Origin of the sequence: Halomonas sp. DN3, from assembly GCF_024137905.1 — a bacterium.
Lineage (GTDB): Bacteria > Pseudomonadota > Gammaproteobacteria > Pseudomonadales > Halomonadaceae > Halomonas > Halomonas litopenaei.
Genome location: NZ_CP099965.1, coordinates 2,232,483 through 2,251,047, shown reverse-complemented (window position 1 = coordinate 2,251,047; position 18,565 = coordinate 2,232,483). Strand labels below are relative to the sequence as shown.

The 18,565-nt window shown below is 64.0% G+C and carries 15 protein-coding genes; 6 read left to right on the top strand and 9 right to left on the bottom strand.

The window, feature by feature from the left end; all coding sequences use genetic code 11:
- Positions 1–52: 52 nt before the first annotated feature.
- Positions 53–1,444: a sodium:alanine symporter family protein gene (locus NKF27_RS09695; RefSeq protein ID WP_045991478.1), complete on the bottom strand. Its 1,392-nt coding sequence runs from the start codon at positions 1,442–1,444 to the stop codon at positions 53–55.
- A 564-nt stretch (positions 1,445–2,008) separates the two neighbouring features.
- Between NKF27_RS09695 and gcvH the strand changes: the two genes are divergently transcribed.
- Positions 2,009–2,401 (top strand): glycine cleavage system protein GcvH, encoded by a 393-nt coding sequence (gcvH, locus tag NKF27_RS09690; RefSeq protein WP_045991479.1) that lies wholly within the window; start codon positions 2,009–2,011, stop codon positions 2,399–2,401.
- 146 nt (positions 2,402–2,547) lie between these two features.
- The gene (gene gcvP / locus NKF27_RS09685; RefSeq protein WP_253556273.1) at positions 2,548–5,442 is read left to right on the top strand and encodes an aminomethyl-transferring glycine dehydrogenase; all 2,895 of its coding nucleotides are present in this window, start codon (positions 2,548–2,550) and stop codon (positions 5,440–5,442) included.
- A 102-nt stretch (positions 5,443–5,544) separates the two neighbouring features.
- Here the strand turns inward: gcvP and NKF27_RS09680 are convergent, their stop codons facing one another.
- The 5 genes from NKF27_RS09680 to NKF27_RS09660 form a co-directional block, all read right to left on the bottom strand.
- Positions 5,545–6,504: a helix-turn-helix domain-containing protein gene (locus NKF27_RS09680; RefSeq protein ID WP_253556271.1), complete on the bottom strand. Its 960-nt coding sequence runs from the start codon at positions 6,502–6,504 to the stop codon at positions 5,545–5,547.
- A 110-nt stretch (positions 6,505–6,614) separates the two neighbouring features.
- Entirely contained in the window at positions 6,615–8,702 is a 2,088-nt protein-coding gene (locus NKF27_RS09675; RefSeq protein ID WP_253556270.1) for a hydantoinase/oxoprolinase family protein, read from the bottom strand.
- A 9-nt stretch (positions 8,703–8,711) separates the two neighbouring features.
- On the bottom strand, positions 8,712–10,457 hold the full coding sequence (locus tag NKF27_RS09670) for a hydantoinase B/oxoprolinase family protein (RefSeq protein WP_253556269.1): 1,746 nt from the start codon (positions 10,455–10,457) through the stop codon (positions 8,712–8,714).
- A 223-nt stretch (positions 10,458–10,680) separates the two neighbouring features.
- Entirely contained in the window at positions 10,681–12,009 is a 1,329-nt protein-coding gene (locus tag NKF27_RS09665; RefSeq protein ID WP_253556268.1) for a cytosine permease, read from the bottom strand.
- A 224-nt stretch (positions 12,010–12,233) separates the two neighbouring features.
- Positions 12,234–13,151 carry a LysR family transcriptional regulator gene (locus tag NKF27_RS09660; protein ID WP_045991484.1) on the bottom strand — a complete coding sequence of 306 codons (918 nt, stop codon included), beginning with the start codon at positions 13,149–13,151 and terminating at the stop codon, positions 12,234–12,236.
- Positions 13,152–13,344: 193 nt separating this feature from the next.
- Here NKF27_RS09660 and NKF27_RS09655 point away from each other — a divergent pair, with 193 nt between their 5' ends.
- Together NKF27_RS09655 and ppnN are read left to right on the top strand one after the other, a co-directional pair.
- On the top strand, positions 13,345–13,683 hold the full coding sequence (locus tag NKF27_RS09655) for a YfcL family protein (protein ID WP_045991485.1): 339 nt from the start codon (positions 13,345–13,347) through the stop codon (positions 13,681–13,683).
- Between the two features lie 26 nt (positions 13,684–13,709).
- Positions 13,710–15,083, top strand: coding sequence for a nucleotide 5'-monophosphate nucleosidase PpnN (gene ppnN / locus NKF27_RS09650; protein ID WP_108447897.1), 1,374 nt, complete (start codon positions 13,710–13,712; stop codon positions 15,081–15,083).
- A gap of 82 nt (positions 15,084–15,165) precedes the next feature.
- Here the strand turns inward: ppnN and NKF27_RS09645 are convergent, their stop codons facing one another.
- Together NKF27_RS09645 and NKF27_RS09640 are read right to left on the bottom strand one after the other, a co-directional pair.
- Positions 15,166–15,534 (bottom strand): hypothetical protein, encoded by a 369-nt coding sequence (locus NKF27_RS09645; RefSeq protein ID WP_045991487.1) that lies wholly within the window; start codon positions 15,532–15,534, stop codon positions 15,166–15,168.
- Positions 15,534–15,998 (bottom strand): flavodoxin domain-containing protein, encoded by a 465-nt coding sequence (locus tag NKF27_RS09640; protein ID WP_045991488.1) that lies wholly within the window; start codon positions 15,996–15,998, stop codon positions 15,534–15,536. Before NKF27_RS09640 ends, NKF27_RS09645 begins: the two co-directional genes overlap by 1 nt.
- A 152-nt stretch (positions 15,999–16,150) precedes the next feature.
- Here NKF27_RS09640 and NKF27_RS09635 point away from each other — a divergent pair, with 152 nt between their 5' ends.
- Positions 16,151–16,357, top strand: a complete 207-nt coding sequence (locus NKF27_RS09635; protein ID WP_045991489.1) for a DUF2788 domain-containing protein — start codon at positions 16,151–16,153, stop codon at positions 16,355–16,357.
- Between the two features lie 241 nt (positions 16,358–16,598).
- Positions 16,599–17,978, top strand: coding sequence for a uracil-xanthine permease family protein (locus NKF27_RS09630; protein ID WP_253556267.1), 1,380 nt, complete (start codon positions 16,599–16,601; stop codon positions 17,976–17,978).
- Positions 17,979–18,254: 276 nt separating this feature from the next.
- Here the strand turns inward: NKF27_RS09630 and ihfA are convergent, their stop codons facing one another.
- Positions 18,255–18,551, bottom strand: coding sequence for an integration host factor subunit alpha (gene ihfA / locus NKF27_RS09625; protein ID WP_045991491.1), 297 nt, complete (start codon positions 18,549–18,551; stop codon positions 18,255–18,257).
- Between the last annotated feature and the right edge of the window lie 14 nt (positions 18,552–18,565).

The following is an 18,565-nucleotide window of genomic DNA, read 5'->3' as shown; positions in this document are numbered from 1 at the left end:
CTTGCAACGACAGGAGGTGCCCCTGAGGGCACCTCCCGTGGTCGGCTCAGGCTCAGGACTTGTCGTGATCAAGGGCCTCGCCCGGCAGGATGTCCTTGCCGTCGAAGTAGTCCTTGGTCAGCTTGAACACCACCGGCGACAGCAGCGCCAGGGCGATCAGGTTGGGAATCGCCATCATGGCGTTGAAGGTGTCGGCCATCAGCCAGATGAAGCCAAGCTGGGCCAGCGCACCCACCGGAATGGCCAGCACGAACAGTACCCGGTAGATCATGATGGAGCGGGTACCGAACAGGAACTGGAAGCACTTCTCGCCATAGAAGGACCAGCCAAGGATGGTGGTGAAGGCGAAGATCGCCAGGGCGATCGACACGATGGCCTCACCCCAGCCATTGGGCAGGGCATTGTCGAACGACAGCGCGGTCAGCGAGGCGCCGGCCTCACCGGTCTCCCAGATCGGCGCGGTCAGGATCACCAGGGCGGTAATGGTGCACACCATGATGGTATCGATAAAGGTACCGAGCATGGCGATCAGACCCTGGCGAACCGGGTTCTTGGTCTGGGCCGCGGCGTGGGCGATCGGCGCGCTGCCAAGACCGGCCTCGTTGGAGAAGATACCCCGAGCGACACCGAAACGGATGGCCGCCATCACCGCTGCGCCGGCGAAGCCACCCATGGCGGCGTGGGGATTGAAGGCGTAGTAGAAGATGTTGCTCAGGGCGCCACCGATCTGGTCGGCATTGACCGCCAGGGCACTGACACCGGCGATGATGTAGGCGATACCCATGATCGGCACCAGCTTGCCGGCCACCTTGGCGATACGCTTGATACCGCCGAGGATCACCGCACCGGCCAGCACCATGATCACCACACCGGTAATCCAGGGCTCGATGCCGAAGCTCGACTCGAGGGCGTCGGCCACCGAGTTGGACTGCACGGTGTTGCCGATACCGAAGGCGGCCACGGCGCCGAAGAAGGCGAAGGCGCCACCCAGCCACAGCCATTTGCGGCCGAGTCCGTTCTTGATGTAGTACATCGGTCCGCCGATATGGAAACCGGTGTCATCGGTCTCGCGATAGCGAACCGCCAGCACCGCCTCGGCAAACTTGGTGGCCATGCCCACCAGGGCGGTGATCCACATCCAGAACACCGCACCGGGGCCACCCAAGGCAATCGCCGTGGCCACACCGGCGATGTTGCCGGTACCGATGGTCGCCGACAGCGCCGTCATCAAGGCGTTGAACGGCGAGATCTCGCCTTCATCCTTGCTTTCGGACTTGCTGTCACGCCCGCCCCACATCAGCTTGAACCCCATCCCCAGCTTGCGGATGGGCATGAGCTTGAGACCCAACTGGAGGTAGATACCCACCCCCAGCAACAGGATCAGCATGATCGGTCCCCACACCACCCCATTGATGGCGGAGAAGATATTGTTGAGTGCTTCCACGGAAGTCTCCCTTTTGACTCGGCACTTGTTGTTATGCGCTGTCGACCAGCAGAAAGCCTGTTTACCGTGAATTGTTATCGGAATAACAGGCATATCAGACGAATCGACAGCACGGACCCGCCTACGATAGCGGATATTGTCGCAAGGGCACCAGCAACGCTTGTCCACGCTAACGCCGCTTCGCCAGCCGTTGTTTGCATGAACGTCAATCGTGTTTCCTATTGGAAACTTTTGCCACCTTAGCCAAGGCGTTTGGTCTTGGCAAATCCCCCTTTGGTCGCTGAAGGCCCCTGCGCCTCTTCGACGTCTGTAGCATAGTCGCCAACGTCGAATCATGCCGGGTCTCGCCACCAACGCGTCCATCGCGTGCCATCCGCCCATCCCCTTCACCTCACCGTGGCTTCAGCCACGGGCGTGGACTGGACGCCAACCGCGAGTCGTTCCACCCTATGTCTTGAGAGTGCGGCGACCACCCCGTTTTTCTCTCATCATGGACTCGCCAAACGCCGAGAATGGCGTTAGCATGCGCGAAACCGGAAAACCTTTTTCGTATAGGAAATCGAGATGAGCTCAATCCCCGCCAACCTGCGCTATGTCGACAGCCACGAATGGATTCAGGACAACGGCGACGGAACCGTCACCATCGGCATCACCGATCACGCTCAGGAAGCCCTGGGAGACGTGGTCTTCGTCGACCTGCCCGAGGTCGGCACCAGCCTCGCCAAGGGCGACGAATTCGGCGTCATCGAGTCGGTCAAGGCCGCCTCTGACCTCTATGCGCCGGTGGACGGCGAGATCGTCGAGGTCAACGAGTCCCTCGAGGACGCTCCGGAAACCGTCAACGAAGCGCCTTACGAGGATGGCTGGATCATGAAGGTGCGCCTCGACGACCAGAGCGCCCTCGACGACCTGCTCGACGCCGACGCCTATCAGGCGGTGGTCGACGCCGAAGGCTGAGCCGGGCCTCTGCGACCCGCGCCACCAGGGGGAGCCACTCCCTCCCCTCGCCGGGGCCATGTGGCCCCGGCCAACGCGCCCGCCACCACGCGAGGCAACCCGTTATTCATCCGGATCTTCGGGGTCCGTCACACTCAAGGTGTTCCATGGCTTTCGATACACGTCGCCTGGCCGAACTGGCCGATCACGATGCCTTTCTCCGTCGTCACAATGGTCCCGATGGGGACGACAGGGCCAAGATGCTGTCGGCCCTGGGTGTCGAAGGCGTGGAGTCCTTGATCGACAAGACGGTGCCCGCCAACATCCGCCTGGGCCGTGAGCTCGATCTGGACCCCCCCAAGGCCGAAGCCGAGGCGCTGGACTACCTGTATCGTCTGGCCCGCCAGAACAAGGTTGCCCGCAGCTACATTGGCCAGGGCTACTACGACACCCACCTGCCGGCGGTCATTCAGCGCAACGTGCTGGAAAACCCGGGCTGGTACACCGCCTACACCCCCTATCAGCCCGAGATCTCCCAGGGCCGCCTGGAAGGCCTGTTGAACTTCCAGCAGATGGTGATGGACATGACCGGGATGGAATTGGCCAACGCCTCGCTGCTGGATGAAGCCACCGCCGCCGCCGAGGCCATGGCGCTGTGCCGGCGCTCCAACAAGAAGGCCAAGACCAATGCCTTCTTCGTTGCCGACGATGTCTTCCCCCAGACCCTGGACGTACTCAAGACTCGCGCCTCCTGGTTCGGCTACGAGATCGTCATCGCCCCGGCGGACGAACTCGCAAGCCATGACGTCTTCGGCGCGCTGCTGCAGTACCCGGGCAATGACGGACGCGTCCACGACCTGGCACCGCTGATCGCCGAGGCCAAGAAGCGCGGCGTGATGACCTGCGTTGCCACCGACCTGATGGCCCTGGTCCTGCTCAAGGAGCCCGGCGCCATGGGCGCCGATATCGTGGTCGGCTCGAGCCAGCGTTTCGGCGTGCCGATGGGCTTCGGTGGCCCCCACGCTGCCTTTTTCGCCACCACCGACAAGCTCAAGCGCTCGATCCCCGGCCGCATCATCGGGGTGTCCAAGGACGCCCGCGGCAACACCGCCCTGCGCATGGCCATGCAGACCCGCGAGCAGCATATCCGTCGCGAGAAGGCCACCTCCAACATCTGCACCGCCCAGGCGCTGCTGGCCAACATCGCCGGCTTCTACGCGGTGTACCACGGCGCCGAGGGCCTGCGCACCATCGCCGGGCGCATCCATCGGTTGACCACCATCCTGGCCACCGGCCTGGCCCAGAAAGGCGTCAGCCTGGCCAACGACAGCTACTTCGACACCCTGCGTCTGACCGGGGTCGATCGCGGCAAGATCCACGGTCGAGCCATGACCCACGAGATCAACCTGCGCTACTTCGACAACGGTGACGTGGGTGTCAGCCTCGACGAGACCACCACCGCCCACGACCTGGACGCACTGTTCGACGTGCTGCTGGGCGAGGAGCACGGCCTTGGCGTGCGCGAACTCGACGACGGCATCCTCGAGTCCCAGGCCAGCGGCATTCCTGCGGCTTGCCGACGCGAGAGCGACTTCCTTGAGCACCCGACCTTCCAGCGCTATCGCAGCGAGACCGAGATGCTGCGCTACCTCAAGCGCCTGGAGAACAAGGACCTGTCGCTGGCCCATGCGATGATTCCGCTGGGCTCCTGCACCATGAAGCTCAACGCCACCACCGAGATGATGCCGATCACCTGGCCGGAGTTCGCCCGCATCCATCCCTTCGCACCGAAGGATCAGGTCGCCGGCTATCGCCAGATGATAGACGAACTGGCGGCCTTCCTGGTGGAGATCACCGGCTACGACCACATCTCGATGCAGCCCAACTCCGGCGCCCAGGGAGAATACGCCGGTCTGCTGGCGATCCGTCGCTACCAGGCGGCCCAGGGCGAGGGCCACCGTGACGTCTGCCTGATTCCCAGCTCCGCCCACGGTACCAACCCGGCCTCTGCTGCCATGTGCAGCATGCGCGTGGTGGTGGTGGAGTGCGACGAGGATGGCAACATCGACCTGGCCGACCTCAAGGCCAAGGCCGAGCAGCACTCACAGGCGCTGTCCGCGATCATGCTCACCTACCCGTCCACCCACGGGGTGTTCGAGGAAGGCGTGCGCGAGGCCTGCGACATCGTCCACGCCAACGGTGGCCAGGTGTACATCGACGGCGCCAACATGAATGCGCAGGTCGGCGTGGCACGTCCGGGTGACTTCGGCGGCGACGTCAGCCACCTCAACCTGCACAAGACCTTCTGTATCCCCCACGGCGGTGGTGGCCCCGGCATGGGCCCGATCGGTGTCAAGGCGCACCTGGCCCCCCATGTGGCCAACCACAGTGTGACCCCGATCGACGGTGTCGAAGAGGACTCCGGCGCGGTGTCCGCGGCGGCCTTCGGCTCGGCCTCGATCCTGCCGATCTCCTGGGCCTACATCAAGATGATGGGCGCACGCGGCCTGCGCGAGGCTACCGAGCTTGCCATCCTCGGCGCCAACTACATTGCCACTCGCCTGGAAGCGCACTATCCGGTGCTCTACAAGGGCCAGAACGGCACCGTGGCCCACGAGTGCATCATCGACATCCGTCCGCTCAAGGCGGCCTCCGGCATCAGCGAGGAAGACATCGCCAAGCGCCTGATGGACTACGGCTTCCACGCCCCCACCATGTCCTTCCCGGTGGCCGGCACCCTGATGATCGAGCCCACCGAGTCGGAGTCGCTCTATGAGCTGGACCGCTTCTGTGACGCCATGATCGGCATCCGCGAGGAGATCGCCCGGGTCGAGAGCGGCGAGTGGAGCCTGGAGGACAACCCTCTGGTGAAGGCCCCGCACACCATGGCCGACCTGATGGACGCGGACTGGAACCGGGGCTACTCCCGCGAGATCGGCGCCTTCCCCTCCGAGGCGGTCAAGGGCGCCAAGTACTGGCCGGCGGTCAACCGGGTCGACAACGTGCTGGGCGATCGTCAGCTGATCTGCTCCTGCCCGAGCATCGACGAATACCGCGACTGAGCTGCCAGAACGCTCCTGCGGTGACAAACAACGACGCGGCCCTCGGGCCGCGTCGTTGCATTTGCTGTCCCTCTTTATTTCGGGGCTTGGCGAGGACGAATTTCAGCCGTCCCCCTGGCCATTTCGATGACGATGACGCATCTCGCTGGCCGAGCAATCGAAACGGCGTCGAAAGGCACGGCAGAACTGCGCCTGGTCGCTGAACCCCCAGCGGTAGGCGATCTCACCGATGCTCACCCCTTCCGCCAGATCGCACAGGTCCCGACGTGCGGCCTCGAGCCGCTGCATGCGAATCCAGTCGTTGACCGAGTGGCCGGTCTCGGACAGCAACTTGTGCAGATAGCGCAGCGAAATGCCGCACCCCTCCGCCACCATTGACGGCCCCAGTTCCGGGTCGCCAAGGCGGGCCGAGATGAATCGCTCGATCCGCATCAGGTGGGCGCTTTTCAACTGGGACTGGTCGCTGACCAACACCCGGTCATCCTTCTCCAGCACCAGCGACAGCATCGACAGCGCCTGCTCGAACAGGCGCTGACGCTCATCACGGGAGCACTCATCGAAGCGACTGGCACAGATCGCCAGAAACTCGACGAAGGCCCGCCCCATGCCAGTGTTAGCCTCGAAGCAGTGCTGAGCGTAGCGCTCGACACCGCGCACCCGATGTTTCATCGAGGCATCCGGCACCTTGAACACCCACATGGCATTGGCCTGCTCGTAGCCGAAGCGATAGGGAAGATCCCCTCGCTCGACCAGAAACTGCCCCGGCTCGCAACGCAGCGAACGTCCACCCTGCTCGAAGAACACGCCGGCACGCTGGGGTATGGTCACCAGGAAAGAACTCTCCGGATCGGCGGCGATCTGCGCCTGGTCGCGGGAATACACTAGCCCGTCGGAACGGAGGCGTGACAGCGAGAAGTCCTGGTCGTCGGTCTTCCACACCTTGAGATCGCCGCGAAATGGCGCGTTTTCGTCGCGGTAGCTCAGGCTCAGGGGAAAGTAGGTGTCGGAGATCCAGCGCGACCAGCGCGCCCTGGTATCCTGTGTCGCGACCATGTCACTCATGCCAACCTCCTCGGCACTCGTGCCTCTCGTTATTGTTGTTGCGGTCTGGTGTGGCTGTCTCGTGGCGCAGAAGCCGGGATCGATCCTGCCGACCCCGGGAAACCGTCGCCTCAGCCGTCGATCGGGCTGAGCACGTAGCTTGCAGTGCTCGACAGTGCCGCCTTCCAGCCGGGTGGCAGCACGATATTGGTGGTGGCCTCCTGGATGACCGCTGGCCCTGTCACCTCATGCCGGGGGTCCAGTGCCTCGCCGTCGTAGACCGGCGTGGGCACGGGTTCGCCTTCACCGTCGAACAGCATATCACGGCGACCCAGCAGCGCCGCCTCAAGCTCCCCCCCTCGGGCCTCCAGGGTCGGCATGGTCGGCGGTTCCACCTCACCGATCACCGAGCACTCCAGGTTGACCAGCTCCACCTCGCTGTCCGGCTCGCAGTAGGAATAGAGCGCCTCATGGCGAGCGTGGAAGGCGTCGCGCAGCGCGCGCCAGCCGGCCTCATCGAATTCTCCGCGCTCGCTCTCGACCGTACACTCGTGGATCTGGCCCCGATAGCGGATCTCGAAGCGATAGCGGCAGGCAATGGCGTTATCCTCGAAACCGTCCCGCTTGAGCTCGGCGACGCCTTCATCACGCAACTCGGCAAGGCGCCGGTTGACCCGCGCGCGGTGCTCCGGGTCGTCATCCAGCGGCAGCACCAGCGAGGTCAGCCGCTCATGCTGGACATTGGAGATGATCTGGCCGAAGGCGCAGAGTCCTGAGGCCACCTTGGGCACCAGCACCTGGCGCACGCCGATCTCCTCGGCCAGGCGCACCAGATGCATGCCGGCCGCGCCACCGGCGCCGATCAGGGTGAAGTCGCGGGGATCGTAACCCTGCTCCACCGATACCCGGCGAATGCCATTGACCATGTTCAGATTGACCAGGGTGCAGATGCCGAAGGCCGCACGCTCGACGCTGATGCCCAGTGGCTCGGCGATCCTTTCGCGAATCGCCGCCACCGCCGCTTCACGGTCGAGGCGCACGGTACCGCCGAGCACCGCTTCAGGGTCGAGGTACCCAAGCACCAGGTTGGCGTCGGTGACGGTGGGTTCGCGTCCTCCCTTGCCGTAGCACACCGGCCCCGGCGAGGCGCCGGCGCTGCGCGGCCCCACCTGCAGCATGCCCTGTTCGTTGAGGTGGGCGATGGAGCCACCGCCGGCCCCCAGGGTCTCGACCTGGATCATCGGCACCCCGATGCGCTGGCGCAGGAAGTCCACATCCTTGCTGTAGTTGGTCTGGCCACCCCGGGTCAGGGTGATATCGAAGGAGGTGCCGCCCATGTCCACGGTGATGACGTTGTCGACACCGAGCGGCCCGGCCATGTAAAGCCCGGCCTGGGGCGCCGAGGCCGGGCCCGAGTTGATCGCCGCCACGGCCTTCTCGCGCATCACCTTGCCCAGCGCCAGTCCGCCGTTGGACTGGAAGTACTGTACCGGCTGGCGAGCGCCCAGTTCCTCGAACAGGGCGTCGATGCGCGAGACATAGCGCTGCATCACCGGACTCAGATAGGCGTTGACCACGGTGGTCGAGGTGCGGGTGTATTCGCGCACCTGGGGATAGACCTCACTGCCGCAGCAGACGAAGGTGTCGGGCATCAGCTCTCGCACGATGGCCAGGGCGCGCTGCTCGTGGTCGGTGTTGGCCACCGACCACAGAAACGAGATCGCCACCGCGTCCACCCCTTCACGCTTGAACAGCGCAACTGCGTCACGAATCGCCTCCTCGTCCAGCGGCTGACGCTCGCTGCCGTCGGCCAGCATGCGACCGCCGATCGGCCGGCGAAGATAGCGCGGCACCAGCATATGCGCCGGGGGATACTCCGGATCATAGCGATAGCCGTCTTCCTTGTGACCGAGGCGGATTTCCAGGCTGTCTTCATGGCCCTCGGTGCACAGCAGGCCAACCTTGGCGCCCTGACGCTCGATCAGTGCGTTGAGCGCCACCGTGGTGCCGTTGATGCAGAGGTCCGCGTTGGCCACCACCTCACTGGCGGGGCGTCCCAGCGCATCGGCGATCTGGGCAAGTCCTGCGCGGATCGCCTGGGTGCCGTCCTCAGGGGTTGAGGGGCTCTTGAACAGGCTGACGCCCTTGCCCCGCTCTGCCAGGATGAAATCGGTAAAGGTGCCGCCGGCGTCGATGCCGAGTCGATAGATTGCGGTCATGGGAATCTCCTAGCGTGTCTGGCGCAGTTGACGGGTGGCGGACTCATCCAGGTGCAGCTGGTCATCGACCACTACCCCGTAGTCCTGGCGGGCGCCCTCACGGGACACCAGACCATCACGGACGTCGCCGGCAACCTCCTGCGGCGGTCGTGTCCAGGGGTCGCCGAAGCCACCGCCACCAGGATTGACGTTGATGACCCGCTCGCCGGGTTCGATGGTCAACAGCGCATTGCGGTCATATACCGTCTCGCTGCCGTCTCCGTGGCGATGCACCAGCCGCCCGAGCTTGGGCTCGACCAGGGCATTGCGCGCACCGCCTGCGCCAGCAGTGGCGTACTGTCGTCCCTCGCCGAAGGCTACCGCCGTCATGGCGTGGTCCAGCGGCTCGATTTCCAGCCAGGTCCCGGACCCGCCGCGCCGCTCTCCCGCACCACAGCTGTCGGTCACCAGACCATAGCGATGGATCAGGATCGGATAGGAGGTCTCGAGCAGTTCGATGTCACCGGACATCAGCGCACCGAAGCAACACAGCGGGCCCCGTGAGTGCCAGCCGTCCATGGTCCGGGTGGCACCGGCGCCGGAGATGATCGACGCCAGCACCATGGTCACGTACTGCTCGTTGCCATGACGTGGGTCGAAACCGGCGATATTGATGCCGCTGGCGTGCCCCCAGGACGCGCTGACCCGCTCGGGCGCCGCCTGCTCGAAGGCCAGGCGTACCGCATCGGTCAAGGTCTCCATGGGCGTGGTGGTGCAGTTGGCGTGGGGTGCCGGCTCGCTGGCGTTGCACAGGGTCCCGGGCGGGCCCATATCGACGCTCAGGCAACGATAGAGCCCCTCGTTGTAGGGAGGCGGCAGCTGGGCGAACATCATCAGCCCCAGCAGCACACCTGACATCGAGTTGCCCTCATAGGAGTTGATGAAATAAGGCACCTGAGGGGGGCTGTCGATACGAATGGCCACCTCGTCGCCCTCAATCTTCACATGGGCGGTGATCTCGAGATCGCCAAGCCCATGGCCGGAATCCTCCAGCACGGCGGTGCCGCTGTACTCGCCGTCGGCCACCTCGGCGATCAAACTGCGCATCTGGCGGTCCGCCATCGCCTTGAGTTCGGCGATCGCCGCCTTGACGGTGTCCACACCGTAGCGCTCGAGCAGTCGCAGCAGGTGACGCTCGCCGACGCCGCAGGCACCGTATTGGGCATTGAGATCCCCTTCCTGATGCTCGCGGGCACGCATGTTGGTCAACAGCAGATTGATCACGTCTTCGCGACGGCGCCCCTTCTCCCACAGCTTGACCGGGGGAATCCTCAGGCCCTCGGCGTAGATCTCCTTGGCGTCGGGGTTGTAGCCGGCCGGGACCGGGCCACCGATATCCGTCAGGTGGCCCTTGCACACCGTCCAGAACACCAGTTCGCCCTCGAAGAACACCGGCTTGTACATGCAGCAGTCGATGATATGACTGCCCTTGTAGGCCGGGTCGTTGTGGTAGACGACGTCCCCGGGCGCGATATCCTCGCCGTAGAAGCCGGCCACCGCCTTCATGGCGGGAATCAAGGAACCCAGATGTATCGGGATGTCCTGGCCCTGCAGGATCATTTCGGGTACGGCATCGAACAGGGCATTGGAATAGTCATGGGCCAGATTGAAGACGCTGGATCGTCCGGTCTTTTCCAGCGTCAGGGTCATCTCGCGCTGCGCCGTCTCCAGCGCTCCCCGGACGACCGCCAGGGTAATGGGATCCACAGTTGTCATGGTCACTCCGCGCTCTTGTGGTTGTTGGAGTCGAAGCGGTGCGCCGCTCCTCATCGTCATCTTCTCGCCGACGGCCATCCAGGGATTGGCGTTGAAGGAGGCAGGAGTTGACACTGAGTGCACTGGAGGGTGGGCTGGCGACAAATGCACAGGGTCCGCGCCTGCGGAGGGAAACTCCGAGCGCGGACCCTCGTCGCCTGGGCACCGGGAGCCCTTGTGCAGGTCAATCCCGGGACGGCGATAATCCAGCGACGTCGATGGAACCGCCTGGCAGCATGCGTGACAGGGTGAAGGCCAGCAGGAAGGTGGCCGGTGCCGAGAAGCTGGCGAGGGTCGGCTGGTGCATCAGCACCACCCCGACCAGGCAAGCGCCAGCCCAGGCGCCGAGCCCCGCCAACCGGTAGACCGGCTCGTCTTCCTCGACACTGGCGGGTGCAGTTTCACGAGCGGCGCGGGACAGGATATGACTGAGCGCGACCCCGACCCAGGCGACCACGAAGATGCCTTGATAGGCCAAGGCCGTGAGCAGATAGCCGAACACATCGGCCGACATCAGCGCCCAGGCCAGGGCCGCCACCAGTGCCATGGCCAGTCCATAGCACGCCTTTCCAGGGCGCCACTGTCCCAGCAGGCTGGCGAGATTGGAGGTCGCCAAAAAGTAATTGGCGGTATTGATGCGGCTCTGGGTCACCCACACGAGCACAAGACCCGCCAGCCCCATCAGCTCCAGCAGGCCCATGACGATGGCCGCCTCGGAGAGCCCTGCGGTGGGCAGGGTGGCGTCCAGCAGGATGCCCACCACGGCGCTGAAGCCGAAGGCCAGCGCGTAGAACGGCAGGCCGAAGGTGATGCGAGCGTGGAAGCGACGATCGCGGTCCTTGCCGAAACGGGCGTAGTCGAAGGTAAACATCATCAGCACCCAGATACCCATGTAGTAGGTAAAGGTGTGCCACCAGCCGAAGGCCGGGGCGCCACCTTCAGGCACCCGGGTCAGCCAGCCCTCGGGATAGCCGTATCCATCGATGGCCAGCCACACTGCCGCCAGCATGCCCAGCAGATAGACCGGCAACAGCCAGGCGTTGAAACGGTCCAGGAAGCGCTGGACGCCGGCGCCGATCAGGGCGATACCGACGATCACCACGACCAGGGTGGTCAGCGCCATCGGCCAGCCACTCTGGTGGCTCAGCGCCAGGGCCATCACGTAGCCTTCGAAGACGGCGTAGTACAGCGCCGTGGCAAAGAAGATCAGGGTCGCCACCAGGGCTCCCATGCGACCGAAAAGCGTGCGGGAAAACTCGGCAACGGTGAGACCGGTGCGCTGGGCGAAACGGCTCAGTACCGCGTTGATGGCGCTGTAGACCAGGATGCTCATGACGATCCCGATCAGCGCATTGGCGGTGCCATAGCTTCTGGCCATGGCCGCCGCCACGACCAGATAGAAGATGGCGCTGAGCACGGCCCACCAGGCCATCATCAGGCTGGAGCGGGACATCCGGTCAGCGTCTTCCTGCGCCTCGCTTGGGCGGTGTTCAGTGATGGGGGGACTAGCCATGGTGATTTCCTCTTGTTGTTGTCGGCATCCGGATCGGACCGCAGCGAGCTAGTGAACGTCAGACGCCTGTCGGGCGTCGGCGGGCAACTTGCCCAGCGCGGATCACGGCACTGCCAGACTGAAAGGTCACAAGAGAAAAGGCTTGGCGCTCAGCGCCCCGGCGCTTGCGTCACAGGGCACTGACGGAAAACTGGCGGTTGATACAAGGAGGAAGGACTGACACCTCAACCCTCGGCCTGGCGACCCTCGGGGTGGCCGAAGCGCTCCAGATGACGCTGCTCGCGAAAGGCCTCGAGCAGGTGGTGGTAGCGACTGGGGACCCGCGCCCCGCGTCGACTGACGAGGTAGAGCGTCTCGTCCATGGGGTGGGTCAGGGTCATCTCGCGCACCTGACGTTGCCAGGGCGAGGTCTCGAGCACCAGGCGCGAGACCACGCTGAAGCCGAGGCCACGGGCCACAGCGTCGAGCACCATGCCCACCTCGTTGGTGAAGCCCTGTCGCGGGAAGTGGCTCATGGAGCTGAAGTCGTCGGGAAAATTGGCTCGCAGCAGGCTACCGGCCTTGTCCAGACCATCGGTATAGCTGATGAAGCCGAGCCCCAGCAGGTCATTGAGGCTGGTGCCGGTAAAGTCCGCCGGCACTACCAGGCTCAAGGGTTCGTCGTGCCACGCCTCACACTCGAGATCCGGGTGACGGGTGACCTCGGTGACGATGCCGAGATCGTGCCGACCGGCCAGCACATCGGCCAGGATCTCCTGATGAAAGGCGAAGCAATAGGATACGGTCAGTCCTGGATGCCGCTGCTGCTGGCCCAGGATAAACGGATAGAGCATGAGCCCGATGCTGCCGGGTGACGCCAGCCGACACTCGCCACTGTCGAGACTCTCGTCGTCCAGAGAGTGACGAAACTGTTCATGCTCGGAAAACAGCTTTACCGCGTAGTCGTAAGCTCGGCGGCCGGCCTCGGTCAGCCGGAAGCGGCGCCCCTGGCGCTCCAGCAGGGTCTTGTCCAGATAACGCTCGAGCTTGCGCACGTGCTGGCTCACCCCCGGCTGGGTCATCTCGAGACGCTGGGCGGTACGGGTGAAGCTGCCGGTCTCTACCAGGGTGATGAAGGTGCGGAAGTACAGGGCATTGAACATGGAGTGACGCCAGGGTGATCCGTCCGGTTTGCAGGCCAGCGACAAGCCAGGTCGTGGCTACTGCAAACCAAGGCCAATTGAGGAAATGCCCACGCAGTGAACGAGGCCCTTTCCTTGGGTCGGCATAGTCTACCACTTCGGCACGAAGCCCGCAGCGGTGCGCCCTGACGCCCGGCCGTGGTAGCATCGAGCCATGATCGAGCGTTCATTTCACACCACCTCCGACCAAGAGTTCACCACCATGCATGACCCCATCGCCGCCCGTGCCGACGCCATCCATGATGCCCTGATCGACATGGAGCGTGACGCCAGCGCCGAGGAGCTGTTTCCGCTGGGCTATCTGATTCCCCAGATCCCCCTGGTGGTGGACCAGCTGGACTACGACCCGAGCGAAGTCACCAGTGACGATTTCGACGCCGTCTTCCATGAATGGCTGGACGGCGCCTTTGCCCAGGACGGCATGAGCGACGCGGATCAGAGCGCCGTGCGCGCCCTCTTCAATCAGGCGTGTGCCAAGGCCCCTGCGCCCTGACAACCGCCCAGACAAGGAAGCCTTTTATGCCCGAGACCATTTCCACCACGATCTCCCCCGAGGGCAGCCTCGAGATTCTGTCCCAGCACGAGGTCAATCGTCTGCGCGACAGCTCCCAGACCGGCCTGCACGAGATGCTGCGCCGCTGTACGCTGGCGGTGCTCAATTCCGGCAACCCCATGGATGACGGCCTGGCCCTGCTGGAGACCTACCCCAACTTCGATATCGAGCTTTTGCAGCAGGACCGCGGGGTACGTCTGAAGCTGACCGATGCCCCCGCCGAGGCCTTCGTCGACGGCCGCATGATTCGCGGCATCCGCGAGCATATCTCCAGCGTGTTGCGCGACATCGTCTACGTCTACAACGAGATCCAGAACCAGTCGCGCTTCGACCTGGCCACCGGCGAAGGCACCACCAACGCGGTGTTCCATATCCTGCGTAAGGCCGGCACGCTCAAGCCTAGCCGGGATCCCAGCCTGGTGGTGTGCTGGGGTGGCCACTCGATCTCCCGCGAGGAGTACGAGTACACCAAGGACGTGGGCTACCACCTGGGGCTTCGCGATCTCGACATCTGCACCGGCTGCGGCCCCGGCGCCATGAAGGGACCGATGAAGGGCGCCAACGTCGCCCACGCCAAGCAGCGCCGCTACCCCGGCCGTTACCTGGGGGTGTCAGAGCCCGGCATCATCGCCGCCGAGGCGCCGAATCCCATCGTCAACGAACTGGTGGTGATGCCGGATATCGAGAAGCGCCTGGAAGCCTTCGTGCGCCTGGGCCACGGTATCATCGTCTTCCCCGGCGGGGTCGGTACCGCCGAGGAAATCCTCTACCTGCTCGGCATCCTGCTGCACCCGGACAACGCCGACATGGAGTTCCCGGTGGTGTTCACCGGCCCCGCCAGCGCCGCCGAGTACTTCCAGCGAATCGACGAATTCCTGGTCTACACCCTCGGCGAATCGGTGCGCGAGCTCTATCAGATCATCATCGATGACCCGACCGAGGTGGCCCGCACCATGCGCGCCAACATCGACAAGGTCACCGAGTATCGTCGCGCCCGCCAGGACGCCTTCTATTACAACTGGCGCCTGACCATCGCGCGTAACTTCCAGGAGCCCTTCGTGCCGACCCACGAAGCCATGGCGTCGCTGGCGCTGAACCGTGAACTGCCCAAGCACGAACTGGCCGCCAATCTGCGCCGCGCCTTTTCCGGCATCGTCGCCGGCAACGTCAAGGAACAGGGCATTCGCGCCATCGAGGCCCACGGCCCCTTCCGCCTGCACGCCGAGGCCGACCTGATGGAGAAGCTCGACGCCCTGCTGACGTCCTTCGTCGCCCAGGGTCGTATGAAACTCGCGGGTGACTATGTCCCCTGCTATACCCTGGGCGGCGCTGTCGCCTGATCGCCCTCATCCGTATCCGCAGCACCATAAACACATCGCCCCGAGCCGCAAGGCTCGGGGCGATGTGCATTGAGACCTTCAATCAATCCCGCTTCGAGAACACCAGCACCACGGCGTGCAGCAACAGCCCCGCGGTCGCCCCCTGGGAAAGCACCGCCAGACCAAGCGCCATGCCATCGACCAGGGTGCTGTAGATCGCCATTACCACCAGGCCCACGACCATGCAGCCCAACAGGGTGAACAGCATGCGTAGAAAGCGCGAGCGTCCCGCGCCATCGAGCAACCGCCACTGAAACAGGCTGGCCAGGGCCAGTACACCGAGCACGATATAGCCCAGCGTCTCGCGGGTATCGAGACCGGCCATCTGGTAGCGCGGCAAGGTCAGCGCCAGCACCAGCATCAGGCCGACCATCAGGCTCAGGCGAGCTGGGCTCGCGATCGCCCTGGCCATCAGGCCACCTTCAGGTTCTGACGGGCAATCCAGCCCTCGACCCAGGGCAGCGCCTCGTCATCGGCCATGAAGGTCTCCATGGCGTCGATCTCGAGCCGGTCGTCGAGGCGTGTTGCGCCCTGTTCCTCGAGCAGCTGGTCCAGGCGGCGCCCGGCGCCGCAGAAGGTTTCTCCGTAGGAGCTGTCGCCCAGGGCGATCAGGCCATAGCGAAGCTGCCCAAGGCCGGGGCTCTTGTCCTGCAACTCGCGCACGAAGCTAACGAAATTTCCCGGGAAGTCACCGCTGCCGGTGGTAGACACGCAGAACAGCGCCAGATCGGGTGCGTCGTCGGTGACGTCGGCCAGGGTCGGGTTTTCGAGCACCGAAACCTCGTAGCCCGCGTCCTCGAATAACGGCTTGACCTGTTCGGCTACGTCGAGAGCACCACCGTACATGGTGCCAACCAGTATCTTGAGAGTAGGCATGTGATGGAATTACCTGAGAATTTTGGTCGGATTCTAGCACGTAGGCTGGCGCCTGCGCATCCCTCGGGCGCTGCAAGCCGTGTCTGGACCGGATACCATGGCAGGCCAGTTCACACTCCCCCGCCCACCGCCACCACACAAGCGAGAGCCCCATGCGCGAGACCTTCGAGGCCTGGATCACCCCCATCATGATCGGCGGCCTGATCCTGTTCATGTGCTTTATCATCTGGGACCTGGCGAAGCAGTCCAAGGCTGGCCGCTTCGGCACCCTGATGCTGTTCATCGTGCTTGGCGCCGGCATGCTGGGCTACGTGGCAAAGGTCGTCATTACCTGGTATCTGGAAGGCAAGGGGGTCTAGCACCGCTCCTGGCGACACTTGCTCTCGTCGACTCTTCCACCAGAGCCTCGGCCTCCAGGTCGACATCGCCATTGTCCATGGCGTCGTTGTCTTACCGATTCTGCCGTTTTGTTCGTACCGCCGATATCAGGTATCGAACCATTGTTGTATACAGTTTGTCGTCCTACATTGGATACACTAGCGCTGCATAGTGTATTCAGTGACTAGAGACGCCCTGACAACAACCACAATGGCCAGGATCATGCAGACACCCCCCACGACACTGTTCGACTTCCACGGCCGGCCCGGCATAGCCCGGGCGCTGCCCATCTCGCTTCAACACGTGCTGGCGATGATCGCCGGTGTCATCACGCCGCCGCTTATCGTCGCCGGCGTGGTCGGCGCCACCCCGGCGGAAAAGCTCCAGCTGATTCAGGTAGCGGTGCTTGCCTCCGGCGTCTGCACCCTCTTCCACCTCTACGGCGTCTGGAAGTTCGGCGCCCGCCTGCCGGCCATCTTCGGTGTCGGCTTCGCCTATGTGCCAACGCTGATCGCCGTCGGCGCCCAGTACGGCATCGAAGGCATCCTGGGCGCCCAATTGATCGGTGGCATCACCATGATGGTGGTGGGCTACTTCATCCAGTTCATCCGCCACCTCTTTCCCCCGGTGGTGGCGGGCACCGTGGTGCTGGTGATCGGACTGTCGCTCTATGACATCGCCATCCGCTACATGGCTGGCAGTGGCAACGTCAACGCCGAAGGCTTCGGTGATCTCGTCAACTGGGGCCTGGGCGTTCTGACGCTGGTCACCGTCCTGGTGGCGTCCCAGTTCGGGCGCGGCGTGGTCAAGCTGTCGGCCATCATCATCGGCATGCTGGTGGGCTATCTGGTCGCCATACCGCTGGGCATGATCGACTTTTCCCCGGTGAGCAACGCCCCATGGCTGGCGGTGCCGGAGTTGATGCCGTTCGAGATGGAGTTTCACTCCGCGGCCATCATTTCCATGGTGGTGATCTGCGTGATCAATTCGGTCCAGACGATTGGCGATCTCTCCGCGACCAGCGTGGCGGGGATGAACCGGGAACTGGCGACAAAGGAACTCACCGGCGGCCTGCTCGGCAATGGCCTGACGACCACCCTGAGCACCTTCTTCGGTGCCCTGCCGACCTCCACCTACAGCCAGAACGTCGGCATCGTGGCGATCACCAAGGTCATCAGTCGAAGCGTCTTCATGCTGGCGGGTGTCATCGTGCTGCTGGCCGGCCTCAGCCCCAAGTTCGGCGCGCTGATGACGACCATCCCCTATCCGGTCATCGGTGGCGCCACCATCACCGTGTTCGGGATGATCACGGTGACCGGCATCCAGCTGCTGATCAAGGACGAGATGACCGCCCGCAACATGACCATCGTCGGGCTGTCTCTCGCCCTTAGCCTGGGCATCACCTCGGTGCCGTCGGCGATCGAACAGTTCCCGGAAACGGTCAAGGACGTGGTCACAGGTGCACCCATCGTGATCGCCGCGATCAGCGCCTTCCTGTTGAACCTGCTGTTGCCGCGCAAGACACTGGCCCAGGAGGCCCAGGAAAGAGAGGAAGAAGCCCGACAGACGAATCTCGATCGCCAGAGCACCGAGGAAGGCTGACGCCCGGTGCACCGGTGACCTTGATATCAGCCACGGCTGCAAAGGCTCTGTTGCAAGGCTCCACTCCAGCCCCGCCACAAAAAAAGCGCCGCCCTCTTGGGGCGGCGCTTTTTCCGATAACACTTTCCGTCACGACCTTCGGTTACGACACTTCTTTAGGGTGACGCCTTTACGGGCCGGAACCTTTCAAGACGGCGCAAGACGTCGCAAGACAACACTATCGTGGAGCGACGCTTGGCGATCGGGCGAGGCCGGCAAAGCCAAGGCTTCACACCTCTAGGCTTCCTCGGGATGCCCCACCTGGCTTTTCAATTTCTGCCCGGGCCGGAAGGTCACCACACGCCGAGCCGAGATCGGAATCTCTTCTCCCGTCTTGGGATTTCGCCCAGGCCTTTCACGCTTGTCGCGCAGATCGAAATTGCCGAATCCCGACAGCTTGACCTGCTCGTTTTCCCGCAGACAGGCGCGAATTTCCTCGAAGAAGGCTTCCACCATGGTCTTCGCCTCCCGCTTGGACAGGCCGAGCTCGGTATGCAGATGCTCGGCCAGTTCTGCCTTGGTCAACGCTCCCATGTTCTTATCCTCAT

What these genes read in the sequence shown, in the direction of transcription:
- gcvH (WP_045991479.1), top strand. Translation starts at nt 2,009, where the DNA reads ATGAGCTCAATCCCCGCCAACCTGCGCTATGTCGACAGCCACGAATGG.
- gcvP (WP_253556273.1), top strand. Translation starts at nt 2,548, where the DNA reads ATGGCTTTCGATACACGTCGCCTGGCCGAACTGGCCGATCACGATGCC.
- NKF27_RS09680 (WP_253556271.1), bottom strand. Translation starts at nt 6,504, where the DNA reads ATGAGTGACATGGTCGCGACACAGGATACCAGGGCGCGCTGGTCGCGC.
- NKF27_RS09675 (WP_253556270.1), bottom strand. Translation starts at nt 8,702, where the DNA reads ATGACCGCAATCTATCGACTCGGCATCGACGCCGGCGGCACCTTTACC.
- NKF27_RS09670 (WP_253556269.1), bottom strand. Translation starts at nt 10,457, where the DNA reads ATGACAACTGTGGATCCCATTACCCTGGCGGTCGTCCGGGGAGCGCTG.
- NKF27_RS09665 (WP_253556268.1), bottom strand. Translation starts at nt 12,009, where the DNA reads ATGGCTAGTCCCCCCATCACTGAACACCGCCCAAGCGAGGCGCAGGAA.
- NKF27_RS09660 (WP_045991484.1), bottom strand. Translation starts at nt 13,151, where the DNA reads ATGTTCAATGCCCTGTACTTCCGCACCTTCATCACCCTGGTAGAGACC.
- NKF27_RS09655 (WP_045991485.1), top strand. Translation starts at nt 13,345, where the DNA reads ATGATCGAGCGTTCATTTCACACCACCTCCGACCAAGAGTTCACCACC.
- ppnN (WP_108447897.1), top strand. Translation starts at nt 13,710, where the DNA reads ATGCCCGAGACCATTTCCACCACGATCTCCCCCGAGGGCAGCCTCGAG.
- NKF27_RS09645 (WP_045991487.1), bottom strand. Translation starts at nt 15,534, where the DNA reads ATGGCCAGGGCGATCGCGAGCCCAGCTCGCCTGAGCCTGATGGTCGGC.
- NKF27_RS09640 (WP_045991488.1), bottom strand. Translation starts at nt 15,998, where the DNA reads ATGCCTACTCTCAAGATACTGGTTGGCACCATGTACGGTGGTGCTCTC.
- NKF27_RS09635 (WP_045991489.1), top strand. Translation starts at nt 16,151, where the DNA reads ATGCGCGAGACCTTCGAGGCCTGGATCACCCCCATCATGATCGGCGGC.
- NKF27_RS09630 (WP_253556267.1), top strand. Translation starts at nt 16,599, where the DNA reads ATGCAGACACCCCCCACGACACTGTTCGACTTCCACGGCCGGCCCGGC.
- ihfA (WP_045991491.1), bottom strand. Translation starts at nt 18,551, where the DNA reads ATGGGAGCGTTGACCAAGGCAGAACTGGCCGAGCATCTGCATACCGAG.